This is a genomic window from Kocuria sp. CPCC 205231, from assembly GCF_040980965.1.
In the GTDB taxonomy this organism is placed as follows: domain Bacteria; phylum Actinomycetota; class Actinomycetes; order Actinomycetales; family Micrococcaceae; genus Kocuria; species Kocuria rosea.
The window spans coordinates 18286-35785 of record NZ_JAVKPP010000015.1 but is presented as its reverse complement, the minus strand read 5'-3'; the positions used below and the strand labels follow the sequence as shown (position 1 = coordinate 35785).

Here is a 17500-nt window from a genome sequence, read left to right as displayed (position 1 = left end):
GCTCCCGATCGACCCCGTGGGCGCCCGCGCCCCGAGGAAGCAGCGACACCCATGAACGTGCTGATCATCGTGCTGTACCTGGTCGCCATGGTGGCGGTCGGGCTCTGGGCCAGCCGCCGGGCCCACGACGCCGAGGACTACCGGGTGGCCGGCCGCCGCCTGGGCCCCGGCTTCTACACCGGGACGATGGCCGCGGTGGTCCTCGGCGGCGCGTCCACCGTGGGCGGGGTGGGCCTCGGCTACACCTACGGCATCTCCGGGATGTGGCTGGTGGTGGCGATCGCCACCGGCCTGGCCGCGCTGAGCCTGTTCTTCGCCGGCCGCATCCAGTCCCTCAAGGTGTTCACCGTCTCCCAGATGCTGCAGCTGCGCTACGGCGAGCGCGGCGGGGCCAAGGCGTCCTCGTTCGTGATGCTGGCCTACACCGTGATGCTCTCGGTGACCTCCACCTCCGCGTACGCCGCGATCTTCTCGGTCCTCTTCCCGCTCGACCGGTCGTGGGCGATCCTGCTCGGCGGCGTGGTGGTCGTGGCCTACTCCGTGCTCGGCGGGATGTGGTCGATCACGCTCACCGACATGATGCAGTTCGTGTTCATGACGGTCGGCATCTTCCTGGTGCTGCTGCCGTTCTCCCTCTCCGCGGCGGGCGGCTGGACCGGGCTCGAGGACCGGCTGGACGCCACGTTCTTCACCTGGGACGGCATGGGCACGCAGGCGATCGTCACCCAGTTCGTGGTCTACGGCTTCGGCATGCTGATCGGCCAGGACATCTGGCAGCGCGTCTTCACCGCCCGCTCCCCGCAGGTCGCCCGCTGGGGCGGGCTCGCCTCCGCGGCCTACGTGGCGCTCTACGGCGTGGCCGGGGCCGTCATCGGGATGACGGCCGCCGCCGTGGCCCCGGACCTCTCCTCCCCGGACGACGCGTTCGCCACGATGGCGCAGCAGTACGTCCCGGCCGGGCTCGGCGGGATCGTGCTCGCGGCCGGGGTCGCCGCCATGATGTCCACGGCCTCGGGCGCGCTCATCGCCGCGGCCACGGTGGCCCGCGTCGACGTCGTGCCGACCCTGAGGTCCCTGCTCACCCGGCACGCGGCCCCCGCCCCGGAGGGCACCGCCGAGGCGCTGCGCGGGGACCAGATCTACGTGCTCGTCTTCGGCGTGGTGATCACGGTGATCTCGATCTTCGTCTCGGACACCGTCACCGCCCTGACCATCGCCTACGACATCCTGGTGGGCGGCCTGCTCGTCGCCATCCTCGGCGGGCTCCTGTGGCGGCGCGGCACGAGCCTCGGTGCGGCCCTGTCCATGCTCGTCGGGTCCGTGGTGACCGTGGCGTCCATGGCAGTCTTCGGCGTGCTGGCCAACGCCCCCATCTACCTGGGACTGGCGAGCTCCGCACTGGTCTACGTGGTGGTCTCGCTGCTGTCCCGCCCCACGCACGCCGGGGTGCTGCGGCAGTGGAACGAGCGCCTCGCGGGCTCCGGCGCCGACCGCGCGGAGGCCCGCCCGTGAGCGCCTGGTCCCGGCTCTCGGACCACCTGGACGAGAACTCCGAGGGCTACGGCCCGCTGCGCGGCACGCTGGGCGCGGGCCGGATCGGGATGATCTGGCTCGCGGCGAACCTGGTGGTGACCACCCTGCTGACGGGGACGCTGTTCGTGCCCGGGGTGTCCTGGCCCACGGCTCTGGCCATGATCGTCCTGGGCACGCTGATCGGCGGGGCGGTGCTGGTGCTCGTGGGGAACATGGGCACCCGCACCGGTCTCGCCACCATGTCCCTGACCAAGGGCTCCTTCGGCCTGCGCGGGTCCTTCCTGCCGGTGGCCGCGAACGTGGTCATCCTCATGGGCTGGAGCTGGGTGCAGGCGATGCTCGCCGGCGTCACCGTGAACTTCCTCGTGGCGCAGGCGACCGGCTACTCGAACCCGGTGCTGTTCTCGGTGCTCTGCCAGGCACTGGTCGTGGCGCTGGCCGTCCTCGGCCACGAGGGCATCGCCCGGGTGGAGCCGTGGCTGGCGGTGGTGATCCTGGGCATCATGGCCTGGGTGTTCACGGTGGCGTTCACGTCCTACCCCGTGGCCGACTTCGCCGCCCTGCCCGTGGACCCCGGGGCGGGCTGGTCCCCCATCGCGGTCCTCGACGTCGTCATCGCCACGGCCATCTCCTGGACCGTGCTCTCCGCGGAGTTCAACCGGCTCGCCCGCCGGCAGTCCGCGGGCATGATCGGCTCCGGTGCGGGGTACGTCCTGTCCACGGTCGCGGCCATGAGCCTCGGGGCCACCGCCGTCGCCTACGTGGTGCTCGACGGCGGGGAGGCGGTCGGGTTCGACCCGACGGTGCTCGTCGCCGCCTTCGGCGCGCCCCTGGCGGTGGTGGTCTTCCTGTCGGTGATGGCCACCAACACCATGGTCGTCTACGGCATGGTCTCCTCGGTGGTGAACCTCACGCCCTCGCGGAGGCTGCGGTTCCTGCCCACGGCGCTCGTACTGGGGGCCGTGTCGGTCCTCGGGTCCACCCGGCTGGGCCTGCTGGACCAGTTCACCGAGTTCCTGGTGCTGATCGGCTCGCTGTTCATCCCCGTCTTCGCGATCATGCTGGTGGACTACTACGTGGTCCAGCGCGGCGCCTACGCGGCGGACATCCTGCGCGGGCGCGGCGGCCGGTACTGGTACCGGGGCGGGGTCAACCCCGCCGCCGTGGCGGTGTGGGCCGTCGGCGCGGTCTGCTCGCTGGTGCTCACCTACGTGCTGCCGAGCCCCGTGGGCGCGACCATTCCCACGTTCGCCCTCTCCGCGGCGCTCTACCTGCTCTGGGCCCTGGCGGCGAAGCGGATCGTGCCGGGCCGGCCGGTCCAGCGACACCTCGCCGAGGCGGGGAGGACCGGGACGGACGGGGCCGGGGCGCGGGACGGGGCCGCCGCGCCCGAGCGGACCGGCGGACCCTGCACGGTCGGCACTGTCGGCACTGTCGGCGCGGCCGGCAGGCCGGAGGAGGCCGCCGATGCGCCTCGTTGACCTGAGCCACCCCGTGGAGGCCGGCATGCAGGTCTTCCCGGGGGACCCGGCCGTGGACTCCCGGCTCGCGGCGTCCGTCCCGCGGGACGGCTTCCAAGTGGCCGAGCTGCACCTGGGCACACACAGCGGCACGCACGTGGACGCCCCGCTGCACACCGTGGACGGCGGCTCGCCCGTGGACGAGCTCGACCTCGCCCGCCTGGTGGGACCGGCGCGCATCGTGCACGTGCCGGAGCTCCGGGAGCACGAGGTGATCCGCTGGGCGCACGTCCGCGCACAGCTGGAGGACGTGCGGGCCGGCACGATCGTGCTGTTCCGCACCGACTGGTCCCGGCACTTCGGCACCCCGCGCTACCTGGCGCACCCGGTGCTGGACGTGGAGATCGCCGAGCGCCTGCTGGCCGCGGGCGTGCACGTGCTCGGCACGGACACCCTCAACCCGGACCGCACCCCGGACGCCGGCGCGTCCGGCCCGCCCGAGCTGCCGGTGCACGCGGCGGTCCTCGGGGCGGGCGGGGCGATCGTCGAGAACCTGACGAACCTGCACGCCGTCGACTGGCGGGACCCGCTGGTGAGCGTCCTGCCGCTGCGGCTGCGCGGACTGGACGGCTCCCCGGTGCGGGCGGTGGCGATGCAGCCGTGAGCCCCGCGCCGCCGCTGCCCGGTCCCCGCCCCGGGACCACGACGCCACCGACGCCGACGCCGCCGACGCCGACGCCGACGCCGACGACGACATCCGATCACTCCCGAGGAGACCCCGCCATGACCGCTGACGCCCGATCCACCGCCCCGTCCTCCTACCGGTCCGTCAACCCGGCGACCGGCCGGGTCCTGGCGGAGCACCCGACCGCCACCGACGCCCAGGTCCAGGAGGCCCTGGCCGGCGCCGACGCCGCGTTCCGCGCCTGGCGGACCCTGCCGATCGAGGAGCGGGCGGCCGTCGCGGCCCGCGTCGGGACGCTGTTCGCCGAACGGGTCGAGGAGCTGGCCGCCGTCATCACCGAGGAGATGGGCAAGCCGCTCGCCGAGGCCCGGGACGAGGTCGCGTTCTGCGCCGAGATCTTCGCGTACTTCGCCGAGCAGGGCCCGGCCCTGGCCGCGGACCAGCCCATCACGGCCTCCGGCGGCGGCCGGGCGGTGGTCCAGAAGCGCCCCGTGGGGGTGCTGCTCGGGATCATGCCGTGGAACTACCCCTACTACCAGGTGGCCCGCTTCGCCGCCCCCAACCTGGTGCTGGGCAACACGATCCTGCTCAAGCACGCCGAGTCCTGCCCCCGGGCGGCCCTGGCCCTCCAGCAGCTGATGGACGACGCCGGGGTGCCGGCCGGCGCCTACGCCAACGTCTTCGCGAGCCACGACCAGGTCGCGGACATCATCGCCGACCCGCGGGTCCAGGGGGTGTCCCTGACCGGCTCCGAGCGGGCCGGGGCGAAGGTCGCCGAGATCGCCGGGCGGAACCTGAAGAAGGTCGTCCTCGAGCTCGGCGGCTCCGACCCCTACGTCGTGCTCGACACCGACGACGTGCGCGAGTCCGCCCGGACGGCCTTCGCCACCCGGATGGGCAACACGGGCCAGGCGTGCAACTCCAACAAGCGGATGATCGTCATGGCGGACCTCTACGACGAGTTCGTGGCCGAGCTGACCCGCCAGGCCGATGCGCTGACCCCGGGCGACCCGGCCGAGGCCGCCCCCGGGACCTTCGCCCCCCTGTCCTCCCGGGCCGCGGCCGAGGGACTGGCCCGTCAGATCCGGGCCGCCGTGGACGCCGGCGCCACCCTGCACGCCGGCGGGCGGCTGCTCGAGGGCCCGGGCGCGTACCTGGAGCCCACCGTGCTCACCGGGATCACCCCGGACATGGCCGCCCACCACGAGGAGCTCTTCGGCCCCGTGGCCGTGGTCTACCGGGTGGCCGACGACGCGGAGGCGCTCGCCCTGGCCAACGACACCCCCTACGGCCTGGGCGGGGCGGTCTTCAGCACGGACCCGGACCGGGCGCGCCGGCTCGCCGAGGGCCTGGACGCGGGCATGGCCGCCGTCAACGCCGCCGAGGCCGAAGGCGCCGAGATGCCCTTCGGCGGGGTCAAGCGCTCCGGCTACGGCCGCGAGCTGGGACCCCTGGGCATGGACGAGTTCGTCAACAAGCGCCTGCTCTACATCAAGGACCGGACCGCCGAGGAGGGCTGACCCCCGGCGCCCGCCGCGCGGCCCGCTCCGCCCGCCCCACCCCGCCCCACCCGTCCCGCTCCGCCCGCCCCACCCCTTGGAGGACCGCTCATGACCGCCCGCAGGACCACCGCCCGTGCCGTGCTGGAGACGCTCCGGGGCTACGGCGTCGACACCGTCTTCGGCATCCCCGGGACCCACTCGCTCGAGTTCTACCGCCCGCTGCGCGAGCTGGGCATCCGGGCGGTCACCACCCGCCACGAGCAGGGCGCCGCGTACGGCGCCGACGGGTGGAGCCAGGTCTCCGGGCTGCCGGGCGTCGTCATCACCACGTCCGGGCCGGGCCTGCTCAACTCGCTGTCCGGGGCGGCCACGGCCTACGCCGAGTCCCGCCCGATGATCATCCTGTCCCCCGGCCGTCCGGTGGGCCACGACTTCCGGGACATCGGCTCGCTGCACGAGACGAAGAACCCGTCCGCGGCCGTGGACGCGATCGTCGGCCGCAGCCGCCGGGTCACCAGCGGGGCCGAGGCCGTGACCATGGTCCACGACGCCTTCCGGGACTTCGCCCACTCCCGCCCCCGGCCGGTGCACATCGAGATCCCGCTGGACGTGCTGGAGGCGGAGCTCGACTACACCGACCGGCAGGTGGCCCCGCGCCGGCTCGGCGCCCCGCAGCCGGCGCCGGTCGACGACGTGCGCCGCGCCGCCGAGGTGCTGCGGGACGCCGAGCGGCCCGTCGTCCTGGCCGGCGGAGGCTCCCTGGCCGCCGGCGCGCGGCTGCTCGAGCTCGCCGAGCTGCTCGAGGCGCCGGTCATCACCACGACCAACGGCAAGGGTGCGATCCCCGAGCGGCACCGCCTCTCGCTGGGCGCCGACCTGCGCCTGTCCACCGCGCACGAGTTCCTGCGCTCCGCCGACGCCCTGCTGGTGATCGGCTCGAAGGTGGGCGAGGCCGAGCTGTGGGGCGGGGACATCACGCCGCGGGGCCCGGTCGTGCGCGTGGACATCATGCGGGACCAGATGCTGTGCAACCTGGACCCGGACATCGAGCTGCCCGGCCACTCCGCGGCCGTGGTCCCGCAGCTCCTCGAGGCGATCGGCCCGCTCGCCCCGCGCCCCCCGCGCGACCTCACCGAGGTCTTCGCCCGGCTCGACGACGAGGGCCGCCGCACCGCGCCCGAGCTCGCGGCGCTCAACGAGACGATCATGGCGGTGGTGCCCGAGGACACGATCATCGGCGGCGACTCCTCCCAGGTCACCTACCTGGGCTCCACCACGTTCTTCCGCGCCCAGCTCCCGCACTCCCTGCTCTACATGGGGACCTACGCGACCCTGGGCTACGGCCTGCCCGCCTCGATCGGGGCGAAGCTCGCCGCCCCGCACCGGCCCGTGCTGTGCCTCGTGGGCGACGGCGCCCTGATGTTCTCGATCCAGGAGCTGATGACCGCCGTGGAGCTCGGCGTGGACCTGCCGATCGTGTGCGTGGACAACGGCGGCTACGGCGAGATCCGGCAGAACATGACCGACCGGGACATCGACCCGCTCGCCGTGGACCTGCGGCAGCCGGACTGGCCCGCGCTCGCGGAGGCCTTCGGCGCGGTCGCGTTCGAGGCCACCCCGGAGAACCTGGCCGAGAAGGTCGTCGAGGCGCTCGCGGTCGAGGGGCCGAGCCTGGTGCACCTGAAGATCTGACCCCGCCGGGGGTCCAGTTCCACCCACATCCCTGCCGAGGGGTTGCCTCCTGTCGGAACACAGCCCGGATGGCCTCGGGACGAGACCCCTCGCGCAGGGGCAGGGATCGCGTCAGCGCGGGACCTGGTCCTCCGACAGCTCCGTCACGGGGGCGAGCACGACGTCCTCGATCTTCCAGTCCAGGTCCGCGCAGCGCTTCCGGGCGGCCGCGAGCTGCCCGAGCGTCGGGACGACCCCTTCGGCCGGGACCACGAAGGCCTCCACGTGGAAGACGTGGCCCTCGTCCCGGACCCGCACGCCCACGTCCTGCACCCACGGCTGCTGGCGCAGCACCGTCTCCACGTCCTGGACGAGCGGGTGGGGCGCGGCGTCGTCGTAGGTGGTCGGGCGGGAGTCCACGAGGTCGGCGACGGCCCCCTTGAGGTTCGTGGCCCCGTCCTTGAGGATCGACGTGGAGACCACGAGCGCCGCGACCGCGTCCGCCCACCACAGGCCCATCCCGATGCCCAGCACACCGAGCGCCGTGGCCAGGCCGGTCATCCAGTCCGCCTTGTTCATGTCGGCGTCGGCGTAGAGCACCTTGTCGTGGAGCTCCTCCGCGAGCCTCATCTTCATCCGGCCCAGGATCACGGGCGGGATGCTGGTGAGCGTCATCGCCGCCACCATCAGCCACCCGGACCACACCGGCGTGCCGAACAGGCTCGTGACCCCGATCGGGGGCCGCTCACCCCGCAGGAGCCCGGAGCCGGAGTCGACCACGAGGAACGCGCCCATCGCCAGGAGCGCGACCGCCGCCACGAGGTGGCCCACGCCCACGGAGCGGTGGTAGCCGTAGGGGTGGCGGGGCGTAGGGCGCCGGCCGGCGACGCGGACCGCCACGAGGAAGGCGAGGGGCGGCAGGAACGAGAGCGAGTCCTCGATCCAGGCGACCTTCATGGCCTGGGACTGCCCGGCCACGAGCGCCACGACGGCCACGGTCACGGCGAGCACCCCGAGGGTGATCTTCTCCAGGCGCACCGCACGCGCCAGGGTGCGCGCCTGGGCGCCGGTGAGCTCGGTGGACCCGAACCGGGCCTTCGCCCCGGACTGCGACATCACCCCTCCTCCCGTTCCACCAGGAACGTCTCGAGCTCGGTGAGGAAGCCGTTCTCCCCCAGCCGGGTGGCCAGCACGATCTTCTCGGTGCGGCCGTCCCCCGTCTCGATCTCCGTGTGCGGGCGGGTCAGCGCGGCGTGCTTCTCCCAGGGGGACGTCTCGGTGAGGCCTGCGACGACGACGTCGAGGTCGCCGCCCTCGAGCGAGCGGATCAGGTGGCTCTCGGCGCCGGAGGTCCAGACGACCTCGGCGTCGATTCGCTCGGCGAACTCCTCGACCAGCTCGACCTCCACCCCCGAGGGACGGCCGCTGTCGGCGACCTCCGTCCAGGGCGGGCTCTCCGAGACCCCGGCCCGCAGCTCACCGCCGCGCACCCGGTCGAGGGTGCCCTCCGGGTCCTTCGGGAACCCGGAGCCGCACCCCGTGACCAGGGCCGCGGCCAGCACCGCCACCGCGAGCGGGCGCACCGAGGGGGACATCGCCGCACGACCTTTCCAACCACCGGGGCGGTCCCGGCGGACCGCGCTCTCCATCGGTCCCGAGCATACGGAGTTGCGTCGGACGGCGCCGCTGCGGGACCGGGCGACACACGCCCGAAACCGGGCGCCGCGTCCGACATCGCCGGGAAACCTCTGCGCCGCACCCCGGAAATCCCGGCTGGCTAGCGTCGCTCCCATCCCGGCGGACCGGGTCCCGCCCCGCGCAGGACCACCGCCCGGCACCCAGCGACTCCTCCCCCGGAAAGCAGGACGGCATGACGGTCCCCGCACGGCGCGCTCTGATCCCGGCCCTCGTGGCGGCCACGCTCCTCACGGGGTGCGGCGCGAAGTACGACCCGCAGCCGAGCGCGCAGGCCGCCCAGGCGCCGTCGAGCTCGTGCGTGGACACCTCCGGGGACAGCGTGAAGGTGGGGCTGCTCAACTCCCTCTCGGGCACGATGGCCGTGAGCGAGACGACCGTCAACCGCTCCCTGAACCTGGCGATCGAGGAGATCAACGCCGACGGCGGGGTGCTCGGCAAGGAGCTGGACCCCGTCACCGAGGACGGCGCGAGCGAGCCGACGGTGTTCGCGGAGAAGGCCGCCAAGCTGATCCGGCAGGACTGCGTGGCCGCGGTGTTCGGCGGCTGGACCTCCGCGAGCCGCAAGGCCATGCTCCCGGTCTTCGAGGCCCAGGACTCGCTGCTGTTCTACCCGGTGCAGTACGAGGGGCTCGAGGCCTCCCCCAACATCTTCTACACCGGGGCCACCACCAACCAGCAGATCGTCCCGGCCCTCGACCACCTGCGGGAGCAGGGGCACCGGCGGATCTTCCTGGTCGGCAGCGACTACGTCTTCCCCCGCACGGCGAACCGGATCATCAACGCCTACGCCGCGGCCCACGGCATGGAGGTGGTGGGCGAGGAGTACGTGCCCATGGGCTCGACCGAGTTCTCGACCATCGTCAACAAGCTCCTGGCCTCGGACGCCGACGCGGTGTTCAACACCCTCAACGGCGACTCCAACGTGGCGTTCTTCCGCCAGTACTCCTCCGTGGGCCTCGAGGCCGGCGAGGTGCCCGTGGTGTCCGTGTCGGTCGCGGAGGAGGAGGTCCCCGGCATCGGCGTGGAGAACATCGCCGGCCAGCTGACCTCCTGGAACTACTACCAGACCGTCGACACCCCCGAGAACGAGCGGTTCGTGCGGGCGTTCCAGGACCGGTACGGCGGCGGGCGGGTCACCAGCGACCCCATGGAGGCCGCCTACACGTCCGTGCACCTGTGGCGGGCGATGGTCGAGAAGGCCGGGTCCTTCGACGTCGACGCCGTGCGCGAGGCCGCCGACGGGACCGTGGTCGAGGCCCCCGAGGGCACCGTCGAGGTGGACGGGGAGACCCAGCACATCACCAAGACCCCGCGCATCGGCCGGATCCGCGAGGACGGGCTGATCGAGACCGTCGAGGAGGCCGCCGAGCCGGTGGTCCCCGACCCGTTCCTGACCGGCTACGACTGGGCCGACGGCGTCTCCGGCTGAGCCGCCCCGCCACCGCCGGCACCGCCCCCCGACGCCCCGCAGACCGAGAGAAGAGCCGTCCATGGAAGTCATCGTCAGCCAGTTGTTCGCCGGGCTCAGCCTCGGCTCCATCCTCCTCCTCGCGGCCGTGGGGCTGTCCCTGACCTTCGGGCAGATGGGCGTCATCAACATGGCCCACGGCGAGTTCATCATGGCCGGCGCGTACACCGCGTTCACGGTCCAGCAGGTGCTCGGCCACGCCGGGGTCTCCCTGCTGCTGTCGATCCCCCTCGCGTTCCTCGTGGGCGGGGCCCTCGGCCTGCTGGTCGAGGGGCTGCTGCTGCGGCGCATGTACCACCGCCCGCTGGACACGCTGCTCGTCACCTTCGGGGTGTCCCTGGTCCTCCAGCAGGTGGCCCGGGACGTCTTCGGCGCGCCCAGCGTGGACGTGCGGCTGCCCGAGCTGCTGCAGGGCCCCGTGGAGGTCCTGGGCGTCCCCGTCCCGGCGTCCCGCGTGTTCCTGCTGGCCCTCGCCGTCGTCGTGGTCGCCGCCCTCGCGCTCGTGCTCCACCGCACCTCCCTGGGCCGCCGGATCCGCGCCGTGGTGCTCAGCCGCGACCTCGCCGAGGTCAGCGGGATCTCCTCCCGGCGCACCGACCAGCTGACGTTCTTCATCGGCTCCGGGCTCGCGGGGGTGGCCGGGGTGGCGCTGACCCTCGTGGGCTCCACGAGCCCCACCCTCGGCACCACGTACATCGTGGACGCCTTCCTCGTGGTCGTCGCCGGCGGCATCGGCCAGATCCGCGGGGCGGTGCTCGCCGCGGCGGGCCTGGGCGTGCTCCAGGCCTTCGTCGAGTACTCCACCACCGCCTCGATCGCCAAGGTCCTGGTGCTGGTCGCCGTGGTCGCCTTCCTGCAGCTGCGCCCCCAGGGGATCTTCAGCGTCCGAACGAGAGGTCTGGCATGAACACCACCACCGCACCCCGTCCCGCCGCCGCGTGGCGCGACCGGCTCACCGGCCCCCGGGGGGCCGCCGCCGGGCTGGCCCTCGGCGCGCTCCTGCTGCTCGTCCTGGCGCCCCTGACCCTCGGCGGGTTCGGCCTGGGCCTGCTCGGCAAGTACCTGTGCATCGCCATGGTCGCCGTGGGCATCGGCCTGGCCTGGGGCCGCGGCGGGATGCTCACCATGGGCCAGGGCCTGTTCTTCGGGCTCGGCGCCTACATCATGGCCATGCACCTGCAGCTCGCGGACACCCGCCTGCTGGGCGAGCAGGTCCCCGAGTTCATGCGGCAGAACGGCGTCACCGAGCTGCCCGCCGTGTGGGCCGTGTTCGCCCACCCGGCGGCCGCCGTGCTCGGCGTGGTCCTGGTGCCGGCGGCGGTGGCCGCGGCCCTGGGCCTGGCGATCTTCACCCGGCGGGTCAAGGGCGCCTACTTCGCGATCCTGTCCCAGGCCCTCGCCGCGGCCTTCGCGGTCTGGCTGATCGGGCAGCCCGTTCTCACCAACGGGTCCAATGGGCTGAGCAGCTTCCGCTCCCTCTTCGGCTACGACCTCGCCGACCCGCGCAACCAGCTGGTCCTCTACCTCGTCACCGCGGCGCTGCTCCTGGCCATGGTGGCCCTCACCTGGCAGCTCCACCGCAGCCGGTGGGGCGAGCTGCTCGTGGCCGTGCGGGACCAGGAGGAGCGCGTGCGCTTCCTCGGCCACGACCCGGCCCTCGTGAAGACCGCCGCCTACGTCCTCGCCGCGGTCATGGCCGGGATCGGCGGGGCGCTGTTCGTCCCGGTCGTGGGGATCGTCTCCCCCGCCGACGTCGGGGTGATCCCGTCCATCGCGTTCCTCATCGGCGTGGCCGTCGGCGGCCGCGCGACCCTGCTCGGGCCCGCGCTCGGCTCGATCGCCGTGTCCTTCGCCGAGACGTCCCTGGCCTCCGCGTTCCCGTCCTTCTGGGTGTACCTCCAGGGCCTGCTCTTCGTGCTGGTGGTCGGGTTCCTGCCCGGCGGCATCGCCTCGCTGCCCGGGGTGCTCCGGCGTCGTCGTCGCGCCCCCGCGCCCGCCCCCGGCGACGGAGACGGCCGCGGCCCCGGAGGGGCCACCACCCCCGACGACCCCGTCCCCACCCCGGCAGCGGCCCTGGCCGCGGAGGAGGCCCGATGAACGCCGCCGCACGCCCCGAGATGCTGTCCGCGCGCCGCCCCGAGTGGAGGAGCACCCTGCTGGGGCACACCCCGCCGCAGCCCGGTGGGCTGCGCACGGGCCGCCCCTCCTACCTCGAGATCACGGACCTCACCGTGTCCTTCGGGAGCTTCACGGCCGTGGACGGCGTGGACCTCGTGGTCAACCAGGGCGACCTGCGCTTCCTCATCGGCCCCAACGGCGCCGGGAAGACCACCCTCATCGACGCGGTGACCGGGCTCGTCCCCGCGCGCGGGTCGATCGACCACGACGGCCACCAGCTGGTGGGCCGCAGGACGCACCGGATCACCCGGCTGGGCGTGGGCCGCACCTTCCAGACCGCGAGCGTCTTCGAGCAGCTCACGGTCCTGCAGAACCTCGACATCGCCGCGGAGGCCGGCCGGCCGCCCCTGTCCCTGCTCGCCGCCCGGCGGTCCGTGTCCCGGGAGGTGGAGGAGGCCCTCGAGATCATCAACCTCTCGGCCCTGCGGGACGTCCCGGCCGGGGTGCTGGCCCACGGGCAGAAGCAGTGGCTCGAGATCGGGATGCTGCTCGTGCAGAAGGCGCAGGTGCTGCTGCTCGACGAGCCCGTGGCCGGGATGAGCCACGAGGAGCGGGAGCAGACCGGTGAGCTGCTGCGCCGGATCGGCGGCGACCGGATCACGATCGTGGTGGAGCACGACATGGAGTTCCTGCGCCGCTACGCCACCTCCGTCACCGTGATGGCCGACGGCCGGGTGATCAGCGAGGGCTCCGTGGCCCACGTGCAGGCCGACCCGCGAGTCCAGGAGATCTACCTGGGCACCGCCGCCACCGCCGCCGCCGCGGCCGACCCCCGGGAGGGAGACTCCTGATGCTCGAGCTCCAGGACGTGCACACCGGCTACGGCCGCACCGAGGTGGTCCACGGCGTGGACCTCACCGTCGGCGGGGACGCCGTGGTCGCCCTACTCGGCCACAACGGGGCGGGCAAGACCACGCTGCTGCGGGCGGTCGTGGGCCTCAACAGGGTGACCTCCGGCCGGATCCTGCTCGACGGCGAGGACATCACCGGGCTCAGCGGGCACGCCCGGGTCCGCCGCGGCATGGCCTACGTCCCGCAGGGCCAGCGCTCCTTCGGCGGGCTCAGCGTCCGGGAGAACCTCCAGGTGGTGGCCGACGGCCGGCGGAACGGGCGGGCCGCCGTCGACCGGTCCCTGGCGATGTTCCCGGCCCTCGAGGGGCTGCTCGAGCGCCGGGCCGGGCTGCTCTCGGGCGGGCAGCGCCAGCAGCTGGCGATCGCCCGCGCCCTGATCACCGAGCCGTCCCTGCTGATCCTCGACGAGCCCACCGAGGGCATCCAGCCGTCCGTGGTCCAGGAGATCGAGCAGAAGATCCTGCAGCTGGCCGCCGGCACCGGGATCCGGGTGCTCCTGGTGGAGCAGCGGATCGGCTTCGCCCTGGGCTCGGCCACGGACTGGTACGTCCTGGACTCCGGGCGGGTCAGCGCCTCCGGCCGCGCCGGGGAGCGGGCCGAGGAGCACGCCCGGGCGGCGCTCGCCCTCTGAGCCGGCGCGGGCGCACGTGCCGGGGCGCCTGCCCGGGCGCCCGCGCCCCGGCACGTGCCGGAAACACCCGGTGAACCTCGCCGAAACACGGAGCCCCTACGGTGACGACTGTCCCTGAGCACCCGCCGTCCCGAGGAGAGCCGTGCACCTGACACCCCGTGAGCAGGAGAAGCTGCTGGTCGTCGTGGCCGGCGACCTCGCCCGGCGGCGCCGGGACCGGGGGCTGCGGCTCAACCACCCGGAGGCGGTCGCCCTGATCACCGCCGAGCTTTTGGAGGGCGCCCGGGACGGCCGGACCGTGGCCGAGCTCATGTCCTGGGGCTCCACGATCCTGGCCCGGGCGGACGTCATGGAGGGCGTGCCGGAGATGGTCCACTCCGTCCAGGTCGAGGCGACCTTCCCGGACGGCACCAAGCTCGTCACCGTCCACGACCCCATCCGCTGACCCGCCCGCCCCCGGCACCGAAGGAGCGCCCGTGATCCCCGGAGAGTACGTCCTGCGGCCCGAGCCCGTCGTGATCAACGCCGGCCGGCCCACCACGGAGCTGGACGTGGTCAACCGCGGCGACCGCCCCGTGCAGGTGGGCTCGCACTTCCACTTCGCCGAGGCCAACCCCGGCCTCGAGTTCGACCGGACGGCGGCCCGCGGCTTCCGCCTGGACGTCCCCGCCGGCACCGCGGTGCGCTTCGAGCCCGGCGACCGCAAGCGCGTCCGGCTCGTCGCCCTGGCGGGGCGCCGCGAGGTCCACGGCCTCGCGAACCGGGTGAACGGGCCCCTCGACGCCCCCGGCACGGACGCCCCCGGCACCGACGGCGGCCCCCGCCCCGACGCTTCCGGGAAGGAGCATGCATGAGCCACGAGATGTCCCGCGCCCAGTACACGAGCCTCTACGGGCCCACCACCGGGGACCTGGTGCGCCTGGCGGACACCGAGCTGTTCCTCGAGGTGGAGCACGACCGCACGGTCCCCGGGGACGAGGTGGTCTTCGGCGGGGGCAAGGTGATCCGGGACGGCATGGGCCACAACGGGCGGCTGACCCGGGACGACGGCGTGGTGGACACCGTGGTCACCAACGCCGTGGTGCTCGACGCCTCCGGGATCTACAAGGCGGACGTCGGCATCCGGGACGGGCACATCAGCGGGATCGGCAAGGCCGGCAACCCGGACATCATGGACGGCGTCGACATCCTGATCGGCGCCTCCACCGAGGTGATCGCCGGCGAGGGCCGGATCCTCACCGCGGGCGGGATCGACTCCCACATCCACTTCATCGGCGCCGACCAGATCGGCACGGCCCTGTCCTCCGGGATCACCACGATGTTCGGCGGCGGCACGGGCCCCGCCGAGGGCTCCAACGCCACCACGATCACCCCCGGTGCGTGGCACCTCGCCCGGATGTTCCGGGCCCTCGACGGCTACCCGATGAACTTCGGGCTGCTCGGGAAGGGCCACGCGAGCACCGCCGAGCCCCTCGCGGAGCAGATCCGCGCCGGCGCCGTGGGGCTCAAGATCCACGAGGACTGGGGCGCCACCACGGCGGCGATCGACACGGCCCTGGGCGTGGCCGACGAGTTCGACGTGCAGGTGGCCATCCACACCGACACCCTCAACGAGTGCGGGTTCCTCGAGGACACGGTGGCCGCGATCGACGGGCGGGTCATCCACACGTTCCACACCGAGGGCGCCGGCGGCGGCCACGCCCCGGACATCATCCGCATCGCGGCCCTGCCCCACGTGCTGCCGTCCTCGACGAACCCCACGCTGCCCTTCACCCGGAACACGGCGGAGGAGCACCTGGACATGCTCATGGTCTGCCACCACCTCAACCCGGACATCCCGGAGGACGTGGCGTTCGCGGACTCCCGGATCCGGCCCGAGACGATCGCCGCCGAGGACGTGCTGCACGACCTGGGCGTGTTCTCCATGACCTCCTCCGACTCCCAGGCCATGGGCCGCGTGGGCGAGGTGGTGCTGCGCACCTGGCAGCTGGCCGACCAGATGAAGCGGCGCACCGGGCCCCTGCCCGAGGAGACGGGCCGCGGGGACAACGCCCGGCTGAAGCGCTACGTGGCCAAGTACACGATCAACCCGGCGGTCGCGCACGGGATCGCCGACGTGGTGGGCTCGGTCGAGCCGGGCAAGTTCGCGGACCTGGTGCTGTGGGACCCGGTGTTCTTCGGGGTCAAGCCCCACGCCGTGCTCAAGGGCGGGCAGATCGTGCACTCGCTCATGGGCGACCCCAACGCCTCGATCCCCACCCCGCAGCCGCAGCTGATGCGGGACGCGTTCGGCGCGAAGGGCACCGCCCCGCACGCCAACTCCATCACCTTCATGTCCCGCGCCGCCGTCGAGGCGGGCGTCGGCGAGCGCCTGGGCCTGCGCAAGCGGGTGCTGCCCGTGGGCGGGATCCGCGGCCTGACCAAGCAGGACATGCGGCACAACCACGCCACCCCGGAGATCGAGGTGGACCCGCAGACCTACGAGGTCCGCGTGGACGGTGAGCTCGCCACGTGCGAGCCCGCCGAGGAGCTGGCCATGGCCCAGCGGTACTTCCTGTTCTGACCGGCCCGCCGGCCGGGCCCCGCACGCCCTGAGACACCCCGAAGCCCCACGAGAGGACCCGCACCCGTGATCGTCGAAGCCGTCCTCGGCAACCTGGCCGAGCTCACCGAGCCGGAGCGCGCCGGCCTGCACCTGGAGCGGGTCGCGCTCTCCGGGCCCGAGCTGCGCAAGCGCGTCCAGCGGGTCGTGACCGACCACGGCACCGAGGTGGGGATCCGGCTGAGCTCGCGGCGGGAGCTCAGGGACGGCGACATCCTGCACCGGGACGGCCACAGCGCCGTCGTCGTCTCGACCCTGCCCACCGACGTCCTGGTGGTCGCGCCCGCCACGATCGAGCAGATGGGCTTCGTGGCCCACTCCCTGGGCAACCGGCACCTGCCCGCCCAGTTCCTCGGCCCCGCGGCCGGGGTCCCCGAGCTGCCCGGCCACGACGGGGTCATGGTGCTCCAGTACGACCACACGGCCGAGGCCTTCCTGCAGGGCGCCGGGGTGCGCTTCGCTCGCGTCGAGCGGCAGATGGAGGTCCCCTTCCGCCATGCCGAGCACACCCACTGAGCACTCCCCCGCGGGCGCCGCCGGATCGCTCGCCGGGACGCTCGCCGTGCTGCAGCTGGCCGACTCCGCCCTGCCCACCGGCGCGTTCGCCCACTCCCTGGGGCTCGAGACCTACGTGGACGACGGCACGGTCCACGACGAGCCGAGCTTCCTGGCCTGGGTCCGGCACTGCCTGCACCACCAGGTGGTGCCGGCGGAGGGCTGGGCGGTGCGCGCGGTCGCCACGGCGGCCGACGACGACGCCGTGTGGCGCGCCGACGACCTGCTGGCCGCCCAGGCCCTGCCCGTCCAGGTGCGGGACGCCGCGACCGCGATGGGCCGGCGGATGACCGACATCGGCGCCGAGAACTTCCCCTCCCCCCGGCTGCTGGCCTACGCGCAGCGCCAGCGCGCCGGGACGAGCCGCGGCAGTCCCGCGGTGGCCTTCGCGCTCGTGGGCGCCGGCCTGGGCGTGACCTGGGAGCAGCTGGCCGGCGCGTACCTCTTCTCGACCGTGACCTCCCTGACCCAGAACGCCGTGCGCGGCATCCCCATCGGCCAGAACGCGGGCCAGCGCGTGCTGCGCGCCCTGCACGAGGACGTCGCCCGCGGCGTCGAGCGGATCGGGTCCATGGCCGACCACGAGGCCGGGGCGACCAGTCCCGGCCTGGAGATCGCCCAGATGCGCCACGCCTGGCAGCGGGCCCGCATGTTCATGTCCTGAC

Annotated in this window: 17 protein-coding genes; 15 read left to right on the top strand and 2 right to left on the bottom strand. The window is 73.6% G+C overall.

What is annotated here, in order from left to right:
- Positions 1–51: 51 nt before the first annotated feature.
- The 5 genes from RF640_RS15010 (at position 52) to RF640_RS14990 (ending at position 6872) form a co-directional block, all read left to right on the top strand.
- Positions 52–1512 carry a sodium:solute symporter gene (locus RF640_RS15010; RefSeq protein WP_109221321.1) on the top strand — a complete coding sequence of 487 codons (1461 nt, stop codon included), beginning with the start codon at positions 52–54 and terminating at the stop codon, positions 1510–1512.
- Positions 1509–3014 carry a cytosine permease gene (locus RF640_RS15005; protein WP_109221322.1) on the top strand — a complete coding sequence of 502 codons (1506 nt, stop codon included), beginning with the start codon at positions 1509–1511 and terminating at the stop codon, positions 3012–3014. Before RF640_RS15010 ends, RF640_RS15005 begins: the two co-directional genes overlap by 4 nt.
- A complete protein-coding gene (locus RF640_RS15000; protein ID WP_095651243.1) occupies positions 3001–3657 on the top strand; it encodes a cyclase family protein in 657 nt (218 codons plus the stop codon). The genes RF640_RS15005 and RF640_RS15000 overlap by 14 nt, the downstream gene beginning before the upstream one ends.
- A gap of 119 nt (positions 3658–3776) precedes the next feature.
- Positions 3777–5198 carry an NAD-dependent succinate-semialdehyde dehydrogenase gene (locus RF640_RS14995; RefSeq protein ID WP_368828328.1) on the top strand — a complete coding sequence of 474 codons (1422 nt, stop codon included), beginning with the start codon at positions 3777–3779 and terminating at the stop codon, positions 5196–5198.
- Between the two features lie 90 nt (positions 5199–5288).
- Positions 5289–6872, top strand: coding sequence for a thiamine pyrophosphate-binding protein (locus tag RF640_RS14990; protein WP_368828327.1), 1584 nt, complete (start codon positions 5289–5291; stop codon positions 6870–6872).
- Between the two features lie 111 nt (positions 6873–6983).
- Here the strand turns inward: RF640_RS14990 and RF640_RS14985 are convergent, their stop codons facing one another.
- Both RF640_RS14985 and RF640_RS14980 read right to left on the bottom strand, forming a co-directional pair.
- Positions 6984–7967 (bottom strand): cation diffusion facilitator family transporter, encoded by a 984-nt coding sequence (locus RF640_RS14985; RefSeq protein WP_153227007.1) that lies wholly within the window; start codon positions 7965–7967, stop codon positions 6984–6986.
- Entirely contained in the window at positions 7967–8446 is a 480-nt protein-coding gene (locus RF640_RS14980) for an ABC transporter substrate-binding protein (RefSeq protein ID WP_109221324.1), read from the bottom strand. Before RF640_RS14980 ends, RF640_RS14985 begins: the two co-directional genes overlap by 1 nt.
- A gap of 275 nt (positions 8447–8721) precedes the next feature.
- Here RF640_RS14980 and urtA point away from each other — a divergent pair, with 275 nt between their 5' ends.
- The 10 genes from urtA to RF640_RS14930 all read left to right on the top strand — a co-directional run bounded on the left by urtA (position 8722) and on the right by RF640_RS14930 (position 17499).
- Positions 8722–9978: an urea ABC transporter substrate-binding protein gene (gene urtA, locus RF640_RS14975; protein ID WP_109221325.1), complete on the top strand. Its 1257-nt coding sequence runs from the start codon at positions 8722–8724 to the stop codon at positions 9976–9978.
- Positions 9979–10039: 61 nt separating this feature from the next.
- On the top strand, positions 10040–10924 hold the full coding sequence (gene urtB / locus RF640_RS14970; RefSeq protein ID WP_368828325.1) for an urea ABC transporter permease subunit UrtB: 885 nt from the start codon (positions 10040–10042) through the stop codon (positions 10922–10924).
- Positions 10921–12114 carry an urea ABC transporter permease subunit UrtC gene (gene urtC / locus RF640_RS14965; RefSeq protein ID WP_109221327.1) on the top strand — a complete coding sequence of 398 codons (1194 nt, stop codon included), beginning with the start codon at positions 10921–10923 and terminating at the stop codon, positions 12112–12114. Before urtB ends, urtC begins: the two co-directional genes overlap by 4 nt.
- Entirely contained in the window at positions 12111–12986 is an 876-nt protein-coding gene (gene urtD / locus RF640_RS14960; RefSeq protein ID WP_109221328.1) for an urea ABC transporter ATP-binding protein UrtD, read from the top strand. Before urtC ends, urtD begins: the two co-directional genes overlap by 4 nt.
- Entirely contained in the window at positions 12986–13678 is a 693-nt protein-coding gene (locus RF640_RS14955; RefSeq protein ID WP_035923281.1) for an ATP-binding cassette domain-containing protein, read from the top strand. Before urtD ends, RF640_RS14955 begins: the two co-directional genes overlap by 1 nt.
- A gap of 142 nt (positions 13679–13820) precedes the next feature.
- Positions 13821–14123 (top strand): urease subunit gamma, encoded by a 303-nt coding sequence (locus RF640_RS14950; protein WP_017834798.1) that lies wholly within the window; start codon positions 13821–13823, stop codon positions 14121–14123.
- 31 nt (positions 14124–14154) lie between these two features.
- On the top strand, positions 14155–14532 hold the full coding sequence (locus RF640_RS14945; RefSeq protein WP_368828324.1) for an urease subunit beta: 378 nt from the start codon (positions 14155–14157) through the stop codon (positions 14530–14532).
- Positions 14529–16241 (top strand): urease subunit alpha, encoded by a 1713-nt coding sequence (gene ureC / locus RF640_RS14940; RefSeq protein WP_368828323.1) that lies wholly within the window; start codon positions 14529–14531, stop codon positions 16239–16241. Before RF640_RS14945 ends, ureC begins: the two co-directional genes overlap by 4 nt.
- A gap of 66 nt (positions 16242–16307) precedes the next feature.
- Complete coding sequence (locus tag RF640_RS14935; protein ID WP_017834795.1) at positions 16308–16796, top strand: urease accessory protein UreE; 489 nt, start codon at positions 16308–16310, stop codon at positions 16794–16796.
- Positions 16777–17499: an urease accessory protein UreF gene (locus RF640_RS14930; protein WP_095651217.1), complete on the top strand. Its 723-nt coding sequence runs from the start codon at positions 16777–16779 to the stop codon at positions 17497–17499. Before RF640_RS14935 ends, RF640_RS14930 begins: the two co-directional genes overlap by 20 nt.
- Position 17500: the final 1 nt, after the last annotated feature.

Coding starts and splice junctions, on each gene's coding strand:
- RF640_RS15010 (WP_109221321.1), top strand. CDS start 52: ATGAACGTGCTGATCATCGTGCTGTACCTGGTCGCCATGGTGGCGGTC.
- RF640_RS15000 (WP_095651243.1), top strand. CDS start 3,001: ATGCGCCTCGTTGACCTGAGCCACCCCGTGGAGGCCGGCATGCAGGTC.
- RF640_RS14995 (WP_368828328.1), top strand. CDS start 3,777: ATGACCGCTGACGCCCGATCCACCGCCCCGTCCTCCTACCGGTCCGTC.
- RF640_RS14990 (WP_368828327.1), top strand. CDS start 5,289: ATGACCGCCCGCAGGACCACCGCCCGTGCCGTGCTGGAGACGCTCCGG.
- RF640_RS14985 (WP_153227007.1), bottom strand. CDS start 7,967: ATGTCGCAGTCCGGGGCGAAGGCCCGGTTCGGGTCCACCGAGCTCACC.
- RF640_RS14980 (WP_109221324.1), bottom strand. CDS start 8,446: ATGTCCCCCTCGGTGCGCCCGCTCGCGGTGGCGGTGCTGGCCGCGGCC.
- urtA (WP_109221325.1), top strand. CDS start 8,722: ATGACGGTCCCCGCACGGCGCGCTCTGATCCCGGCCCTCGTGGCGGCC.
- urtB (WP_368828325.1), top strand. CDS start 10,040: ATGGAAGTCATCGTCAGCCAGTTGTTCGCCGGGCTCAGCCTCGGCTCC.
- urtC (WP_109221327.1), top strand. CDS start 10,921: ATGAACACCACCACCGCACCCCGTCCCGCCGCCGCGTGGCGCGACCGG.
- urtD (WP_109221328.1), top strand. CDS start 12,111: ATGAACGCCGCCGCACGCCCCGAGATGCTGTCCGCGCGCCGCCCCGAG.
- RF640_RS14955 (WP_035923281.1), top strand. CDS start 12,986: ATGCTCGAGCTCCAGGACGTGCACACCGGCTACGGCCGCACCGAGGTG.
- ureC (WP_368828323.1), top strand. CDS start 14,529: ATGAGCCACGAGATGTCCCGCGCCCAGTACACGAGCCTCTACGGGCCC.
- RF640_RS14930 (WP_095651217.1), top strand. CDS start 16,777: ATGCCGAGCACACCCACTGAGCACTCCCCCGCGGGCGCCGCCGGATCG.